The organism is Niallia tiangongensis, assembly GCF_044704065.1.
In the GTDB taxonomy this organism is placed as follows: Bacteria; Bacillota; Bacilli; order Bacillales; family Cytobacillaceae; genus Niallia; species Niallia tiangongensis.
This window is the reverse complement of the sequence record NZ_CP162613.1, coordinates 367,446-384,338: the sequence shown is the minus strand read 5'-3', so window position 1 is coordinate 384,338 and position 16,893 is coordinate 367,446. Positions and strand designations below refer to the sequence as shown.

Here is a 16,893-nt window from a genome sequence, read left to right as displayed (position 1 = left end):
ACCTTTGGCCACATTGGATTTTTTTATGCATTAATATTGTTATAAGCAAGCACAACTTCTTTCACTAAAGCATGGTCTTCGTTTAAACCTGATACTTTGCTGAAAGCCGTTTGAACTCCATTTTCATCAATTAAGTTTTTCAACTCAACAGACTCTTGATCTTCCGGTGTGTAAAAGTGAAGTGCTGATGCCATCACTTCAACTAAGTGAGAAGGAATTTCGTTAAACTCCTTATAATATGCTAACGCAGGAGCAACTAATCGATCCTTGCCACCTAATTTTCTTAATGGTGATCTGCCAACTCGTTTTACGTCGTCAATGATATAAGCATTCGCAAAACGGCCTAAAATTTTGTTGATATATTTTTGATGATCCTCTACATTAAAGCTATATCTTGCTACAAGGACTTTTCCAGTTTCCTGTAAAACATTCAGTACTTTTTCTTTCACATCTTCATGATCGATTGTTTCTGAAATGGTTTCATAGTTCTTAATATTACCCAAGTACGCTGTTGCAGCATGTCCAGTATTTACAGTAAATAGTTTTCGTTCAATATATGCTTGTAAGTTCTCTACAAAATGAGCTTCTGCAATTTCTGGTTTAGCCCCTTTAATAGCTGTTTCATCAACTACCCACTCATGGAAAGGCTCTACTAAAACGTCTAATAAATTCTCATTCTTTTGGTTTGGCACAATTCTGTCCACGGCTGAATCAGGGAACCCAACGTACTCCTCAACCCATGCTGCTTCCTCTGCATTTAAGTGCTCTAAAACAAACTGTTTAAGGGCACTGCTTCCGCCAATCATATTTTCACAAGCAATCACATTGACAGGTGATTGATTACTTTTCATACGCGCTTTGATTCCGTCTGCAATTAGTGGCGCGATGAATTTTAAAATATTTGGTCCGATTGCTGTAGTCACGATATCTGCATGGATAAACTCTTCTACTACTTGTTCAGGATTAATTTTACTATTAATCCCTTTTACATTTTTTACTGTGAATTGCTCTTTTACTTCATTTGCAAGCAACACATTGTATTGACCAACACGATTTAATTCATCGATAATTTGTTCGTTAACGTCCACAAAGGTAATAGCATAATTTGACTGATGCAATAATAGGCCGATAAATCCTCTACCTATATTTCCAGCTCCAAAATGAATAGCATTCATAGTATTATTCTACCTCGCTTAAAATTTGGATTATTTCCTCTTCTGATTTTGCTGCAACTAATTTTTCTACATTTTCCATTTCAGAACATACAATTGCGATTTGAGATAATAGCTCTAAATGCTCGCCATCTTTCCCAGCAATCCCAATGATAAGTTTTACAACGTTACCACCAAAATCAACACCATTTGGCGCTTGAATAACAGATAGACCAGAGTTCAATACAGCTGTTTTTGCTTCATCTGTACCATGAGGAATTGCTAAGAAGTTACCCATGTATGTAGATGAGATTTCTTCTCTTTGTAACATAGCTGGAATATAATCCTCTGAAACATAACCTTGTTCCACTAAAATTTGACCTGCTTTTTTGATTGCTTCCTCTTTATTTGCTACACTGCTGTTTAAAATAATATTTTCTTTCTTTAAAATACTCATTTTTTATTCCTCCTATTATTTTCTCATATGATGTCTTAAAAACTGGCTGCTAATAAAATCTAATAGTTCCTCTTTATTACCATTATTGAATATATCGATACTCTTCTCGGATTCAATAATAGATGCACTTAGAAAACTCAATACTTCCATTACATTAGAATTCGCATTTAATGGCGCGAGTAAAAGCAGTACTCGTTTGACCATTTCATTAGCACCATTCATTGCCCTCAAACTAACCATCTCGGGCAAGTCAATGATATTGAAAGATGGTTTTTCAATTTGATTATTACTTGTGTGATAAAGAGCTAATGTTGTTTCAGGAATGGCAAGCCCGCCTATTTCAGCCCTCGCTTCTAACGCAGCAAAAACTTCTTTTTCCTTTAAAATGGAACCTTGCTGTTTCAATACCTTTAATCCATTTTTTAAGCTCTCACTAAGGCATGTCCCTTTATTCCATATATGCAATTCTTTTAAAATAGAAGATAGAAGCTGTGACTGCTCTGTAAACACAAGAAATGACTGAAAATCTATACATGGCTGCTTATACTTTGGACTTTCCACATACTTTTGTTCCTCTATTACATGACCACTATTCTTCTTGAGATAGTTTTTGACTTCCTCTAAGTCCTTATCATTTAGAATCGGATTGACTACCAGATAGTCTCTTGAAATATCCTCTAATGGAATTGTCGAAAGAATTGCATCGTAATCATCGATGGAGATATTCTTTAACTCAAACACTGAAGCTGTTTTGACTTCTGACAGACTTGGAATTTGATTAATAATTTTTGCCGCAAGCATTTTTGATGTTCCAATTCCACTCGAACAAATAATCAATAGCCTTATATTCTTTGTGATTTTTTTATCATTAAGCGCTGAACCAAAGTGCAAGACTAAATAGCCAATTTCTTCTTCTGGAACATCTCTATTGACTAGTGTTTGCTTTACTGCTTGTTGTACTACCTCAAATAGCTCCGCATAATCTTCTTTAATATTTTCCAATAAAGGATTGGAAATTCTCATCTTTTGATCTAAGCGATATAAGGTTGGTTGCAGATGGGCTAGTAACCCTTGAAATAAAGAATCATCTGCCAATGTCGTATGTAACAATTTCTCTACATTAGCAATTAAAGTCCTTACCACCATAGCTACTTCCACATTTTCATCCTTGATACCAACTTTATTATCGTAGCGTATCTTAGCACCTCTTAAATGCATCGTAATATAGCCGACTTCCTCTTCAGGAATCAAAATATCAAAAGTGCGTTCCAGTCTCTCTACAATTTGCTTTGCAAAATCAAATTCTTTTGTTTGGGAAAGCTCGCTTAAATAATCTTCTTTAAACGAGATATTTTCTCCCCTCTGTATTCTTTCCATAGCAAGAGCGATATGAACTACTAAACCGACATAAGAACTATCTGCTAACGGGTAAGGTAATTGCTCATTAATATCTTCAATAATGTTTTCAATGCGCAATAATTTTTCCTTTTGAACAAGTCCCAAAAGACGTTCAGAAATCGAATCAATTTTATTGCTGGACTTTTTCTGGATATTTTCCTTTACCATTTTAAGAAACTCTGGCACATCGAAGCGGTCGGATATTAGACTGCGAATTGCCTTTCTTTTATCTTCTTCCGTTCCAACTAATTCAATACCATAGCCTCTTTTTCTCATTAAGCGCAGATTATACTTTTCGATAGTTGGCTCAAGTTTATCCAGATCATGGCTTACTGTAGCAGTTGTTACCCCAAGCTCTTTTGCTAAAGAAAAAAGCTTTATCGGTTCTTGATGATCTAACAAGGTACACAAAGCAACGAGTATACGTTCATCAGGAGTGTATTCTATATAGTCTTGCTTTAATATCGATACCCTTAATTGATAGATATCATTAGGATTTCCAATAATATTTACCCCAACTCCAGCTTTTTTGTTTAATTTAAGATGAAAGCCTTCTAATATATCTTCTACATTCTTCAAATCACGATGTATTGTTCGTTCACTAACATTTACATGTTCAGCAATTCCTTTAATCGTCATTTCTTCTTCTATATTTTCTAATAGTATCTGCAAAATAATTCTTTCTCGAGCGGAAATAATCATAGCTTATCTCCTTAATCACCTGACATAATTTAATTATAGAACTACTATATACACTTATTCAAATAGTTTTAAACATATTTTTTTCAAGTTCATTGTTGCCAATTCTAATTTAGAATCCCCTGTTTTTATCTATAAATACTGAAAATTTACTACATTCCTTTTCCATTAAGCATCGATTTAATTTCAGATGCCTCGTTTCTCCCCTTCTCTCTAATTCCCTCCCAAGTCTACGCGTTTTCAATCTGCTCATTATTTCTAATAATTATTTTCCCTATTGAAAAAAAACATTTTTAGAAAAAAGGATCCAAAAAACAAAAACTGCCGACCAAAATTTAGCCGACAGTCTCTGATTAAAGCATAAGCTTATTTTAATTTCTCAATAATTTCATCATATTTAGGACTGTTCATGAAATTCTCAACAGAAACATGATGTGCATTTGGTAATTTAGCTACTGCTCTATCTGTTAAATCCTTATGTGTAATAACAAGATCTGCATCATTTGGAAGGTTTGCAATAGAAGTATTTGTAACATCTACTCCTTCAATTCCTGCTTTTTTCACTTTATTTCGCATAATAGATGCGCCCATCGCGCTAGATCCCATACCAGCATCACAAGCGAAGATGACTTTCTTCACTGATTTGTAATCAAATTCTGTTGTTTCAGAAGTTGCAGTAGTCAAAGCACCTGCTACTGAGCTCTTTTTCCCTTTTAAAGCTTCCATTTTTTCTGTTGCTGCACTAATATCTTCTTCTTTATCTTTGCTTGTTCTCAAGATAATTGCTGCGATTACGAAAGAAATAATAGTCGCAACTACAACACCAGCAATAACCCCTAAATGTTGTCCTTTTGGTGCCATCGCCATTAATGCAATGATACTACCAGGAGATGGAGTTGCTACTAAACCAGCATCAAATAATGTAAAGGTGAATACTCCACCCATTCCACCACCGATTACAGCTAATAGTAAGGCTGGCTTCATTAGGATATATGGGAAGTATATTTCATGAATCCCCCCTAAGAAATGAATAATAACTGCACCTGGAGCTGTTTGCTTGGAAGTACCTTTACCAAATAGACAGTAAGCTAATAGAACACCTAGACCAGGTCCTGGGTTTGTTTCTAATAAGAATAGTATCGATTTTCCTACTTCTTTGGCTTGTTCTACTCCAATTGGACCTAAAACACCTTGGTTAATTGCATTATTTAAGAACAATACTTTTGCTGGCTCAATGAAAATACTTGCAAGAGGCAATAATTTTGCATCTACAATCCATTGTACTCCACTTGATAAAAGACTACTAATACCCTCAACAATTGGGCCTACATATAGAAAACCAATAATAGCAATAATTGCCCCAAGAATTCCCGCTGAGAAGTTATTGACTAGCATTTCAAATCCAGCTTTAATTTTACCTCTAAATAAGTCATCCACTTTTTTGATTAAAAATCCACCAAGTGGACCCATTACCATTGCTCCAAGGAACATCGGAATATCCGCTCCAACGACAACTCCCATTGTAGCAATCGCACCAACAACACCACCACGTTCTCCGTAAACCATTTTACCGCCAGTATAACCAATTAATAACGGTAATAAATAAGTGATCATTGGACTAACTAGTTTAGCTAGCTCTTCATTAGGAGTCCAACCTGTTGGGATGAACAATGCTGTAATTAACCCCCATGCGATAAACGCTCCTATATTAGGCATAATCATACCACTTAAATGACTACCAAAACGCTGTATTTTTACACGAAAACCATTTTTATTTTCGTTTGACATTTTGTTTAACCCCCTTATATTTCATATCTTAATAATAAAGCGTTTACAGCTTAATAACAATTTAAACTAAATACACTTTTGACAGACACAATGCTGACACAATTAAATTGATAAAATTCAATAAAATCAGCATTAAGCTCTATTTAAGATTCCAAAAAAACACTAATTTATACAAATCTGCAACAAAAAAGAGAAGGGTTTCCCCTTCTCCTTAAATAAACGATTTCGTTTAAACTTCCACTACACTTGTATCTTTCATCACTTCGATAAAGTGGATATGATGTTCTTCAATATTTTTAATTTTAAAGATATATCCTTCTTCTTCCAAGATATCGCCTTCAACCGCTTCAAAATTATTAGTTAAAAACCATCCGCCAATCGTGTCCACTTCATCCTCAGATAAATTCGTACCTAAAAGGTCATTTACTTCACTAATCAATACTTTCCCATTAAGAATATAATGATCCTCTTTAATTCTGCGAATGTCAGAAATTTCGTCCTCATCAAACTCATCTCTGATGTCCCCAACAATTTCCTCTAATATGTCCTCTGCTGTCACAATACCTGAAGTACCACCATATTCATCAAGCAGAATCGCCATATGTGTGCGTTCTTTTTGCATTTTAATTAATAATTCTCGAATTGGAACCGTTTCAATCACGCGAATAATCGGTTTCATATATTCCTCTAATTGAATCTCTTGTTTGTTTTGAATGCTTGCCGTTAGAAATTCCCGAATATTAATTAATCCGATTACATTGTCCTTATCCCCGTTCACTAATGGATAACGAGTATAATTCTCTTCTTCTAATATATTCATTATTTCATCAAACGTATTGTCCACACTGATGGTAACCATTTCCGTTCTTGGTACCATAATTTCTTTGGCAATCCGTTCGTCAAATTCAAAAATATTATTTACATATGCTAGTTCATTTTTATTGATTTCACCGCTTTTATAGCTTTCTGACATTAAGATTCTTAACTCTTCTTCCGAGTGGGCAAGTTCATGTTCTGATGCTGGCTTTAATCCAAAGATACTTGTCAAAAGTCGTGCAGATCCATTTAACAACCAAATAAAAGGATATAATATTCGATAGAACCAAATAATTGGTGTAGCAAAGGTTAATGCTATTAATTCTGCTTTTTGAATTGCAACCGTCTTTGGAGCAAGTTCTCCAACAACGACATGCAAAAAGGTTACAAGTAAAAAGGAAATAATAAAGGCAATCAAGTGCGATAATGCGTTCCCAATAGATAACTTAACAAATAGAGGCTCTAGAATTCCTGCAAAAGTAGATTCCCCAATCCAACCTAATCCTAAGGCTGTAACTGTTATCCCTAATTGACATGCTGATAAATACTCATCTAAATGTGTCGTTACTTTTTTTGCTGCTAATGCACCGTTTTTCCCTTCAGCAACTAGCTGATCAATTCTAGAACTCCTGACTTTCACAATCGCAAACTCTGTTGCAACGAAAAAAGCAGTTAATGCAATTAATATCACAAATAAAATCAAATTAAAAATTTCCAATAAGTAGCCCGTAAAGGGGCTTACACCTCCTGATTAATAAAAGCCACACGTGGCATTTCTCCCGTACAAAAGGAGAGACCCTGTTGCTTGTAAAGTTACTACTTAATTATATAAATAAATGCTTCTTATAAAATAACAGTTAATTTAGCAATAGCAACAGCGCTTGGATTAAAGAAATACTTTCATGTGATATAGTATTTCTTTAATCCCTTTTTTTATGTTGGTCCTGAATATCTACTGTTGTAAGCATCTGATGAATTTTTCCATTCAGATTCTTCATATTTGCTTTCAGTTCCTCAATGTCTAAGGAATCCATTTTATGATTATTCAATTGTTCCTTAATTTCCTCGAGTGTTAGCTTTCTCTTTTTAAATTCCTCAATAGCTATAATTTGTTCTATCTACTCTTCCCTATAGTAACGATAATTTATTTGAGAGCGTTCTGCTTGAAGAAGACCAAGGTTTGTATAATAATCAATGATTCTTTTTATTACACCAGTAACTTTTGCTAAATCACCAATTCTTAATTTCACATCCCCATCGCTTCTCCTCCTTACCATAACGTTTTAGTTTTACTAATTAGCATGTTTTCGTAAAGTTTGTTGCTATGAACCCATAGCCTAAATACACTCCGTTTTCCATGGGGCGAGCGCCGAGCCGCGGTCTACTCCCACCTATAGAGTCTCGGACTTTCTCCTAGCTCCCCTAAGAGTCTACGTGTATTCAGGCTGCTCAGTATTTCTATCTATTAATTTTACCTATTAAAAAACAACAACCTTTAGAAAACCGCCTATTTATTAATTATATAAGTGGAAGGAGAGAAGATTCAAGCACAAAAACTTCCTATATAGTATACCTCTTTTTGCAGCTGCTAATTTTTCGCAAAATGTCGCCTTTTTTATATTATTAAAATACAATTTAGGTTAAAATATAGGAAGATAGATAGAAAGAGAAAATATATCAAAAAAGGGGAAATGGAGTGGAAACAATTATCAATTTTCTTACTAATAAAAGCGTAAAAAGGTTTTTTATCTTTGCTTTAATCATTTTGGGCATCTATGCTCTTAGAAGCATGATAAATTTAATGCTTTTTACCTTTATTCTTTCATTTTTAATGGATCGCATGGAAAAGATTATCTCCAAGCGAATTCACGTTAAACGAAATGTTATAGTTAGCATCCTCTATCTTATAACCATCGGAATTCTTTCCTATAGCTTTATTAAATATTTGCCAATGCTAGTGGAAGAAATAACGGCATTAGGTAGACAGGTAATGGATTTTTATTCCCGTCCACATGATAATGCGGTCTTAAATTATATTGTTTCCATCATTCAAGAAAGACAAATTAACAACTATTTGGAACAAGGACTTGGCATTGTCGTCAAATATTTTTCCAGCATCAGCTCTATCAGTATTCAATTTATACTAGCTATTATCCTAAGCTTCTTCTTCCTTTTGGAGAAGCCGCGTTTAATTAAATATAAAGAAAACTTTCGTACAAGTAAAATAGCACCTTTTTATAACGAAATTGAGTTTTTCGGCAAAAAATTTGTATTAACATTTGGGAAAGTACTAGAGGCTCAAGTAATTATAGCTTTAGTGAATTGTATTTTAACGACTATCGGATTATGGATTCTTGATTTCCCTCAATTACTCGGCTTATCTCTGATGATATTTGTCTTCGGTCTTATCCCAGTTGCAGGGGTTATTATTTCCCTAATACCATTGTTAACAATTGGATACACCATAGGCGGCTACACCTATATTATTATATTGGTTATATTTATTTGTATTATCCATGCTATTGAGGCCTATATACTTAATCCGAAGTTAATGTCCTCGAAAACAAATTTACCTGTGTTTTTCACTTTTATTGTCCTTATCTTCTCTGAGCATTTCTTTGGAGTATGGGGCTTAATTATTGGGATACCTGTGTTTGTTTTCCTTTTAGATATCCTACAGGTACAAAGTATGGATCCTATTAGAAAAAAAGAAATAATAAAGGAATAGACAAGCTTTTAATGAGCAATAAAGCAGGTTGGATACACTTTATACCGTGTATCCAACCTGCTTTTTCATTAATAAACATTACCAAACTAATACTTCAATACTGCTCCTGTATTCGCAGATGTCACAAGCTTGGAATAACGTGCTAAATAGCCGCTTTTTACTTTTGATTCAAAACCTTTCCATTCTGCTTTCCTTTGTTCCCATTCTTCCTCAGGTACGACAACATCCATTGTACGATTTTCAATATCAATCACAATATGATCGCCATCTTTAACAAATGCCAACGGTCCTCCTTCTGCCGCCTCTGGTGAAGCATGACCGATAGAAATACCGCGAGAGGCACCCGAAAAACGCCCATCTGTTACAAGCGCAACTTTTGGACCAAGACCCATTCCAACAATTTGTGAAGTAGGTGCTAGCATTTCCGGCATTCCCGGTCCTCCTTTTGGTCCCTCATAGCGAATGATAACAACATGCCCTTCCTTCACTTTTCCTTTCACTAATCCCTCTAATACATCATCCTGTGAGTCAAACACAATAGCTGGCCCTTCATGACGTTGAATTCCGTTTTGAACCCCACCTGTCTTAATGATTGCACCTTGAGGAGCAAGATTACCAAACAAGACTGCTAATCCTCCTGTTGATGTATGAGGATCATCGATTGGACGAATAACACGATAATCCTTCACTTTGCATCCAGCGATATTCTCTCCGAGTGTTTTCCCAGAAACAGTTAATGTATCTAAATGGAGAGCCCCTTCTTTTTTGGATAGCTCATAAAGAGCCGCTGAAACTCCTCCAGCTTCGTGTAAATCTTCAATATGTACATCAGAAGAAGGAGCAAGCTTAGACAAATGAGGTACTCTTGATGCTACTTCATTGATTCTTTCAAGCGGATAATCCACACCTGCTTCATGTGCTAATGCCAATGTATGAAGAACAGTATTCGTTGATCCTCCTAATGCCATATCTAATGCAAATGCATTATCGATCGCTTTTTCTGTCACAATATCTCTAGGTTTAATATCATCTTTTATTAATTGCATCAGCTGTTTAGCAGATTTCTTTACAAATTCTTTTCTCTCAGGAGCTACCGCAAGAATTGTCCCATTTCCAGGCAACGCAAGACCTAATGCTTCAGCAAGACAGTTCATTGAATTTGCAGTGAACATACCGGAACAAGAACCACAGGTCGGACAACCAAATTGCTCTAATTCTCTTAGGCCACTTTCATCAATTTTACCTGACTGGAAAGCTCCTACTCCTTCAAACACAGATGATAAGGAAATCTTTCTGCCATCACTAGTAACCCCAGCCTTCATCGGGCCACCACTTACAAAGATAGTAGGAATATTTAATCGCAGGGAGGCCATCATCATTCCTGGTGTAATTTTGTCACAGTTCGGAATACAAACCATTCCATCAAACCAGTGTGCTGCAACTACCGTTTCAATGGAATCTGCAATAATTTCACGGCTTGGCAAAGAATAACGCATACCAATATGCCCCATTGCAATTCCATCATCCACACCAATCGTATTCATTTCAAATGGAACGCCACCAGCTTCTCTTATTGCATCCTTTACAATTTTTCCAAATTCCTGTAAATGAACATGTCCTGGAACAATATCAATATATGAATTGACTACAGCAATAAATGGTTTATCAAAATCCTCCTCTTTCACACCAGCAGCTCGCAATAAGCTTCGATGTGGCGCACGATCGAATCCCTTCTTTATCATATTACTTCTCAATTGTGTCACTTCTACCCCTCCAATTATCCGACTAAAGCGAAAAATCTGTATATTTAAACTTTTATTTATTGTAACACTATAAAAGCAAAATTGGTATAATTTCTTCTTTTGATTATGTATAGAAATCGATTTTGGCTAGCAGTCTTACCAAAAGACAAAAACATTGTTAAATTAGGATTTTTTTGACGAATAATGTTAGAACTTCTCACACTATCACCTTTGTATTCTTATTACCCTTTGCTTCTCGATGAATTCCCAACCAGTTTAATATTATATAAGAATAATTTTTCCTGTTGGTGAATTCATTTAATGCTGCTGTAAAAAAGCTCTATATGCAAATAAAAGCAATGAAGTCTCTACTATCCCTTCATCGCTTTTTTATTGATTTCATTATTCTCTATTTAATAAATATTGCCATATGTTCATAACTTTCATGAAAATATTTCACTAATTTGCTTCACTTCTTCATCCGTTAACGTCACTTCTAAGGTTCTAAGATTATTCTTGAGCTGACTAGTTGATTTCGCTCCTGGAATAATCACATCAACTGCAGGCTGTTCTAATAACCACGCTAATGCAAAATGTGTTGCATCAAAGCCTTTTTCTTCCGCCATTTGCTTTAATTGGTCCACCTTTTCTACATTTTGAATAAATGCCTCTCCTTGAAATAGAGGATTATTTTTTCTGCCATCACTAATAGTGGAATCCTTTGAATACTTTCCTGTCAATAGTCCAGAAGCTAAAGGAAAATATGGAACAAAGCTAATGTTATGCTCGACACAATATGGTAAGTACATTTCCTCTGCTTGTCTTTTAAATAAAGAGTATTCTGCTTGGAATACTTCTAAATAGCCATCCTGATTAAATGCCTTTAGTTGTTCAGCATCCAAATTTGAAGCTCCAACTGCGAGAATCTTCCCTTCCTCCTTTAACTCTTGTAGCGTCCCTGCCACTTCAGCCATTGGAGTGACATCATCTGGAAAATGAACATAGAACAAATCAATATAATCTGTTTGCAGTCGTTTTAAGCTGTCTTCTACAGATTTACGTAAAAACTCTCTACTATTATCAAGTTGGATTTTGCCATCCACTAACTTATGAGCAGCCTTGCTTGCAATGACGATATCTTGGCGGTTACCTCTTTCCTTTAGCACCTCTCCAATTAACTCCTCTGATCTTCCTAATCCGTATACATAAGCTGTATCAAGAAAATCAACCCCAGTATCCAATGCATTTCTTACTACATTTTTTCCCGTTTCATCATTTAAATTCGGAAATAAATTATGACCACCGACAGAGTTCGCACCATATCCTAGCTTCGTAACATGCATAGCCGTTTGACCTATTTGAACTTTACTACTCAAAAAGATTCATCTCCTTCATTAGTATATAGACAACTATTTTCTTTCACTCCTAGTATGCGTATTTCTGTAATAAGAGTAAAGTAATTCGCTTAGTATTCTATTTTTGAACAAGCATCATATACTTTTAGGAGAACAAACAAAAGAAAGGACTTCGATTATCTGTGCATGTATTAAAAAGTGGAATTTTTTTTATCATTTTTCTCCTTCTCTTTATTACACTATGGTCGATGAGCGGCGTTCAGCTGCAATTAAATTTTCCTTTTATTCTTCTTCTTATCGTTCCATTATGGATATATTTTCGAATTCAACAAAACAATCAGCGAAAAAAGATTCTAATTTCAAGAGAATTTCCGCTCAATCTATTTTTCTTATATATGCTGACAGTGATCTATGTAACATTAGAGCCTTTTCACTTTACTCCCCCAAGTCTAACTGACGGAAAAATGAATCTAATTCCTTATGTTCAAATTCTATATCAATACAAATATAAACCGCCCTTTTTTTGGATGCTATATACTCTTGGGAACATCCTTTTATTTATCCCATTCGGTCTTCTACTACCTTTTTTGTATAAAAAGCGACTTAGAGCCTTCGTTATACTAGGACTTGCTATTCTCTGCTCCCTTTCTATTGAGATTATTCAATTTTTCTTCACTGTAGATAGAGCTGCTGATATAGATGATTTCATTCTAAATATCTTTGGAGCAATGGTTGGCTATTTTCTCTTTTTAATTATGAGGCAATTCGCGCGAAGATTGTTACAAAGGCGTTAACACTAACCATTTAAAAATGCTAGCTTTAGATAAAAAGGAGCATCTGAAAAAGAATCCTTCTTTTTCAGATGCTCCTATCCTCCAACATTAATACCTTTTATGGGCAGCTTTTCTATTCTTCCCCAATGATTCTTACTTCTGTTTCAAGGTCTACGTTAAAATTTTCTTTTACCGTCTTTTGCACATGCTTTATTAAAGATAGATAGTCATTTGCTGTTGCCTCTTCTACGTTCACAATAAAACCAGCATGCTTTGTAGATACTTGTGCACCGCCAATTTTTGTGCCTTGGAGTCCACTGTCTTGAATAAGCTTTCCAGCAAAGTGGTTAGGTGGTCTTTTAAACACACTTCCACATGAAGGATATTCCAATGGTTGTTTTGATTCTCTTAAGAAAGTAAGCTCATCCATTTTCGCTTTGATATCTGCATAAGTTCCTTTTTCAAGAGAAAAAGTTCCTTCTAACGCTACCCAGCCATTTTTCTCGATACTACTTGTACGGTAGCCAAGCTCTAATTCTGCTTTTGTTACCGTGCAAATATCACCAGTGCTAGTTAAAACTTTTGCCGTTTCCAATACGTCAGAAACTTCTCCACCATAAGCACCTGCGTTCATATACAACGCTCCACCTACTGAACCAGGAATACCACAAGCAAACTCCAGTCCTGTTAAAGAATGCTCTAGCGCAAATCTAGATGTCTCAATAATTGGAGCACCACTTTGAGCAATCACTTTATTGCCTTCAAGGGAAATAGCATCAAGCCTTGTTAAATTAAATACGACTCCACGAATTCCGCCATCTCTAATTAATACATTCGAACCATTTCCTAAAATTGTGATTGGTACATTTTCGCTTAATGCCAATTTATACGCAGACTGTAATTGCTCGTACGTAAGAGGAAAAAGCAAGAAATCAGCCTTTCCACCAATTTTAGTATACGTATATTTATTTAAGGCCTCATCAACCTTTACACTTTCGTTAGGCAAAATTTCTAGAAATTTTTTAATCATTATGTTTTTATCCATTAATCTCAACCTTCTGTACGTATTTCTGACTACACTATTCTAATAGTATACCAAAATTATAAAATGGTACGACGCTAATAAGCAAATTTATGTGAAACCATACTCAATCCCATTATATGAAAATACCCTTCTCTTCATGCTAAGAAAAGGGGAAGACCAACTTGATTTTCCTTCCCTACTGAACGGAAAGCGAATTGTACTCATGCTGGATGGTAAACAAGCTATTAACAGGTTGGATAATACAAAAAAAGCTAAGCAATCTCTTTTTATTGATTACTTAGCGGCCATTACTAATTCTTTTTCCTTTTGGTGCAATAAATCATAGGAAAGGCATGCTGGTTTATTTGTTCTCGGGTCTTTTACTACGACAGCATCTATTTGGAAGACTTCTTTTAATACCTCTTCTGTCATTACTTCTTCTGCTGTTCCTTCTTTCATTAATTGACCATTTCTCATTGCAACCATATGATCCGAAAATCTTGCTGCGTGATTAAGGTCGTGAATAACCATCACAATAGTTCGATTTTCTTCTTCATTTAATTTCTTTAATAATTTCAAAACTTCCAATTGATGAGCCATATCCAAATAGGTTGTTGGCTCATCTAGAAGAAGAAGATTTGTTTCCTGTGCAATTGCCATGGCAATCCATGCTCTTTGTCGCTGCCCACCTGATAACGTATCCACTTCCTGGTTTTTCAGTTCAGTTAACCCCGTGACATCCAACGCCCAATTTATTACTTCTTTGTCTTTCTCCCCTAAGCGTCCAAAGCCTTTTTGATGAGGAGATCGACCATAGGATACTAAATCAAATATCGTTAATCCATTAGGAGCTTCTGGAGATTGAGGAAGCACTGCCATTCTTTGCGCAATTTTTTTTGTTGGTATTTTGTGAATCATTTCTCCATCAAGATAAACATATCCTGCTTTCGCCTTGTGAATCCGCGCAAGTGTTTTTAATATCGTTGATTTCCCACAACCATTTGGTCCAATAATAGTAGTGATTTTTCCCTCTTGGACATGTAAATTTAAGTCATTGACGATAATTTTATCTTCGTAACCAATTTTAAGTTGATCTGTAGACAGTATATCCATTTGTTCTCCCCTCCTTCGTTTGTATTTCTATTATTAATTGTCTATAACATTTTTCTGTTGATTTAAACACCTGTTAAAATAATCCTTTTTACACTTAACCTATTTTCTCATTTATTGGATATCTTTATTCAAAAATCTGATTGATAATGATTTTCATTATTTATTATAGGTTGAATAAAGCTTACATTCAATACTATTTAAAATATTTAGGGTATTATTTACTTCCATTGCAAACATAGAAATAGTTAGTAATACTCAATATTTTCCCGCTGCTATCACAGATGATAATGTAATATATTCCCCATTAGCTGCCAACCTAACAGTGTTTCTCCCTTCTCTTTTGGAAGCATATAATGCTTTATCTGCCTCATGAATCAACGGAGAAAGCGCGATATCTTTTTCCTTTACCGCAACACCAAAGCTTGCAGTTATATTTATCACTTTTTCATTATAATGTAATGGCGACTCTTCTATTAATCTTCTTAACTTTCCAGCAATGACAACAGCGCCTTTCATTTCTGTACCAAATAAAAAGAGAATAAATTCCTCCCCACCATATCGTCCAAATATTCCATTCTCCCGAACCATACTTTTACAAAGATTTGCTATATGCTTCAGCGCCTCGTCTCCACCTAAATGTCCAAAAGTATCATTTATTTTCTTAAAATGATCAATATCAAACAAAACAACAGCCATCTTATCATGAGAGGCAAACATCTTTTCGCCTATTGATAGAACATAAGCCCGATTATATATTTGAGTTAACACATCTGTATATGCTAGTTTCGTTAAATTCAACTGTTCCTTTTTTTGCTCCGTAATATTAGTGAAAATTATAGTAGTACCGACAATTGTTGACTCTCCTCTTTTTATCGAGGAAATCTTTACTTGATAATATTCTTTCGAAGGTCCATTACCCATCTCTGATTCCAATATTACTGATTCTGCATGGACTTTTTTCAATAGAGGGAGGATCTGATTATCCACTCCTAATACAGCTGCTATATGCTCCCCTATATTCACATTTGTAAATATAGTATAAGCAGCCTTATTAAAATCTTTAATGTGATAAGTTTGATCTAATACAAGAACAGCATCTCCCATGCTTTCAAATATATAGTCCTTTTCTATGGGCGGAACCAATAAAAACTTCGTCGATATGATCGAATATAAATAAAGAGAACTAGAAAATAACATGGCAATTGGAACAGTATCTAAGCTACTTGGAGTTAATCCTATTAAATAAGAAAAAGAAGCGACGATAGGAACAAGGATTCCTGTTAACAGAATGACTACTTGTTTCGTTTGTCTAGATTCCCCTTTAAACCAATAGATAGATAGGAGCACAAAAGCAATCGCAAGCGTCCCGAATGTATACGCACCATGTATTAAATACCATTGTCCTACTGTAATTTGCATAATAGGAGTTGCGTTGCGATATTCTAAATAGACGGATTGATAGAATAAATGATGATAATCATTTGTCACAAGGAGCAAAAAGGATATAGACGGGATTAAATAATAGAGAAAGTACGTTTTTTTATTTAAATGTCTATCGTAGCCAATATATTGTAAAACAAGAATTAATGTAGCAGGCGCTGAAAACGGCATGCCTAAATATTGAATGGCTGTCCAGAATTCCATTCCTTTTATCGTTGTACTAGCAAGACTTAATGCATATCCAAACGCATAAATAGCTATAAAACATGAAAACCATAAAAAGGTCCTCATGCCTTCAAACGCATGTCTATTCATATAGGCAATAATTGCTAATATGACATGCAATGCACCAGACATTGTTATTAAAACAATATATACCATTACTGTTTGATCCATTTAGTTTACCCCT

At 34.9% G+C, this 16,893-nt stretch carries 14 protein-coding genes; 2 read left to right on the top strand and 12 right to left on the bottom strand.

The annotated features are described in order from the left end of the window. Positions 1 to 23 precede the first annotated feature (23 nt). The 7 genes from AB3U99_RS01960 to AB3U99_RS01930 all read right to left on the bottom strand — a co-directional run bounded on the left by AB3U99_RS01960 (position 24) and on the right by AB3U99_RS01930 (position 7,559). Positions 24 to 1,175, bottom strand: coding sequence for a mannitol-1-phosphate 5-dehydrogenase (locus tag AB3U99_RS01960; protein ID WP_400245120.1), 1,152 nt, complete (start codon positions 1,173 to 1,175; stop codon positions 24 to 26). 4 nt (positions 1,176 to 1,179) lie between these two features. Then, a complete protein-coding gene (locus AB3U99_RS01955) occupies positions 1,180 to 1,608 on the bottom strand; it encodes a PTS sugar transporter subunit IIA (RefSeq protein WP_400245119.1) in 429 nt (142 codons plus the stop codon). Positions 1,609 to 1,623: 15 nt separating this feature from the next. Continuing rightward, the gene (locus tag AB3U99_RS01950) at positions 1,624 to 3,708 is read right to left on the bottom strand and encodes a PRD domain-containing protein (protein ID WP_400245118.1); all 2,085 of its coding nucleotides are present in this window, start codon (positions 3,706 to 3,708) and stop codon (positions 1,624 to 1,626) included. 363 nt (positions 3,709 to 4,071) lie between these two features. Continuing rightward, positions 4,072 to 5,493 carry a PTS mannitol transporter subunit IICB gene (locus tag AB3U99_RS01945; RefSeq protein ID WP_400245117.1) on the bottom strand — a complete coding sequence of 474 codons (1,422 nt, stop codon included), beginning with the start codon at positions 5,491 to 5,493 and terminating at the stop codon, positions 4,072 to 4,074. 229 nt (positions 5,494 to 5,722) lie between these two features. Further along, a complete protein-coding gene (locus tag AB3U99_RS01940; protein WP_400245116.1) occupies positions 5,723 to 7,027 on the bottom strand; it encodes a hemolysin family protein in 1,305 nt (434 codons plus the stop codon). A gap of 202 nt (positions 7,028 to 7,229) precedes the next feature. Next, entirely contained in the window at positions 7,230 to 7,358 is a 129-nt protein-coding gene (locus AB3U99_RS01935) for a hypothetical protein (protein WP_400245115.1), read from the bottom strand. A gap of 69 nt (positions 7,359 to 7,427) precedes the next feature. Further along, entirely contained in the window at positions 7,428 to 7,559 is a 132-nt protein-coding gene (locus AB3U99_RS01930) for a MerR family transcriptional regulator (RefSeq protein WP_400245114.1), read from the bottom strand. 446 nt (positions 7,560 to 8,005) lie between these two features. Here AB3U99_RS01930 and AB3U99_RS01925 point away from each other — a divergent pair, with 446 nt between their 5' ends. Beyond that, positions 8,006 to 9,037, top strand: a complete 1,032-nt coding sequence (locus AB3U99_RS01925; protein ID WP_400245113.1) for an AI-2E family transporter — start codon at positions 8,006 to 8,008, stop codon at positions 9,035 to 9,037. Between the two features lie 86 nt (positions 9,038 to 9,123). Here AB3U99_RS01925 and ilvD read toward each other — a convergent pair whose 3' ends face one another. Both ilvD and AB3U99_RS01915 read right to left on the bottom strand, forming a co-directional pair. Then, positions 9,124 to 10,800, bottom strand: coding sequence for a dihydroxy-acid dehydratase (gene ilvD / locus AB3U99_RS01920; protein ID WP_400245112.1), 1,677 nt, complete (start codon positions 10,798 to 10,800; stop codon positions 9,124 to 9,126). Between the two features lie 422 nt (positions 10,801 to 11,222). Further along, complete coding sequence (locus tag AB3U99_RS01915) at positions 11,223 to 12,155, bottom strand: aldo/keto reductase (protein ID WP_400245111.1); 933 nt, start codon at positions 12,153 to 12,155, stop codon at positions 11,223 to 11,225. 161 nt (positions 12,156 to 12,316) lie between these two features. On the opposite strand from AB3U99_RS01915, the gene AB3U99_RS01910 reads away from it, so the two are divergent. After that, a complete protein-coding gene (locus AB3U99_RS01910; protein ID WP_400245110.1) occupies positions 12,317 to 12,928 on the top strand; it encodes a VanZ family protein in 612 nt (203 codons plus the stop codon). 112 nt (positions 12,929 to 13,040) lie between these two features. On the opposite strand, the gene murB is transcribed toward AB3U99_RS01910, so the two are convergent. The 3 genes from murB to AB3U99_RS01895 all read right to left on the bottom strand — a co-directional run bounded on the left by murB (position 13,041) and on the right by AB3U99_RS01895 (position 16,880). Then, positions 13,041 to 13,937, bottom strand: coding sequence for a UDP-N-acetylmuramate dehydrogenase (gene murB / locus AB3U99_RS01905; RefSeq protein WP_400247930.1), 897 nt, complete (start codon positions 13,935 to 13,937; stop codon positions 13,041 to 13,043). Positions 13,938 to 14,225: 288 nt separating this feature from the next. Continuing rightward, on the bottom strand, positions 14,226 to 15,044 hold the full coding sequence (locus tag AB3U99_RS01900) for an ABC transporter ATP-binding protein (protein ID WP_400245109.1): 819 nt from the start codon (positions 15,042 to 15,044) through the stop codon (positions 14,226 to 14,228). 255 nt (positions 15,045 to 15,299) lie between these two features. Then, on the bottom strand, positions 15,300 to 16,880 hold the full coding sequence (locus AB3U99_RS01895; protein WP_400245108.1) for a histidine kinase N-terminal 7TM domain-containing protein: 1,581 nt from the start codon (positions 16,878 to 16,880) through the stop codon (positions 15,300 to 15,302). Between the last annotated feature and the right edge of the window lie 13 nt (positions 16,881 to 16,893).

What these genes read in the sequence shown, in the direction of transcription:
- AB3U99_RS01960 (WP_400245120.1), bottom strand. Translation starts at nt 1,175, where the DNA reads ATGAATGCTATTCATTTTGGAGCTGGAAATATAGGTAGAGGATTTATC.
- AB3U99_RS01895 (WP_400245108.1), bottom strand. Translation starts at nt 16,880, where the DNA reads ATGGATCAAACAGTAATGGTATATATTGTTTTAATAACAATGTCTGGT.
- murB (WP_400247930.1), bottom strand. Translation starts at nt 13,937, where the DNA reads ATGATTAAAAAATTTCTAGAAATTTTGCCTAACGAAAGTGTAAAGGTT.
- AB3U99_RS01950 (WP_400245118.1), bottom strand. Translation starts at nt 3,708, where the DNA reads ATGATTATTTCCGCTCGAGAAAGAATTATTTTGCAGATACTATTAGAA.
- AB3U99_RS01955 (WP_400245119.1), bottom strand. Translation starts at nt 1,608, where the DNA reads ATGAGTATTTTAAAGAAAGAAAATATTATTTTAAACAGCAGTGTAGCA.
- AB3U99_RS01900 (WP_400245109.1), bottom strand. Translation starts at nt 15,044, where the DNA reads ATGGATATACTGTCTACAGATCAACTTAAAATTGGTTACGAAGATAAA.
- AB3U99_RS01945 (WP_400245117.1), bottom strand. Translation starts at nt 5,493, where the DNA reads ATGTCAAACGAAAATAAAAATGGTTTTCGTGTAAAAATACAGCGTTTT.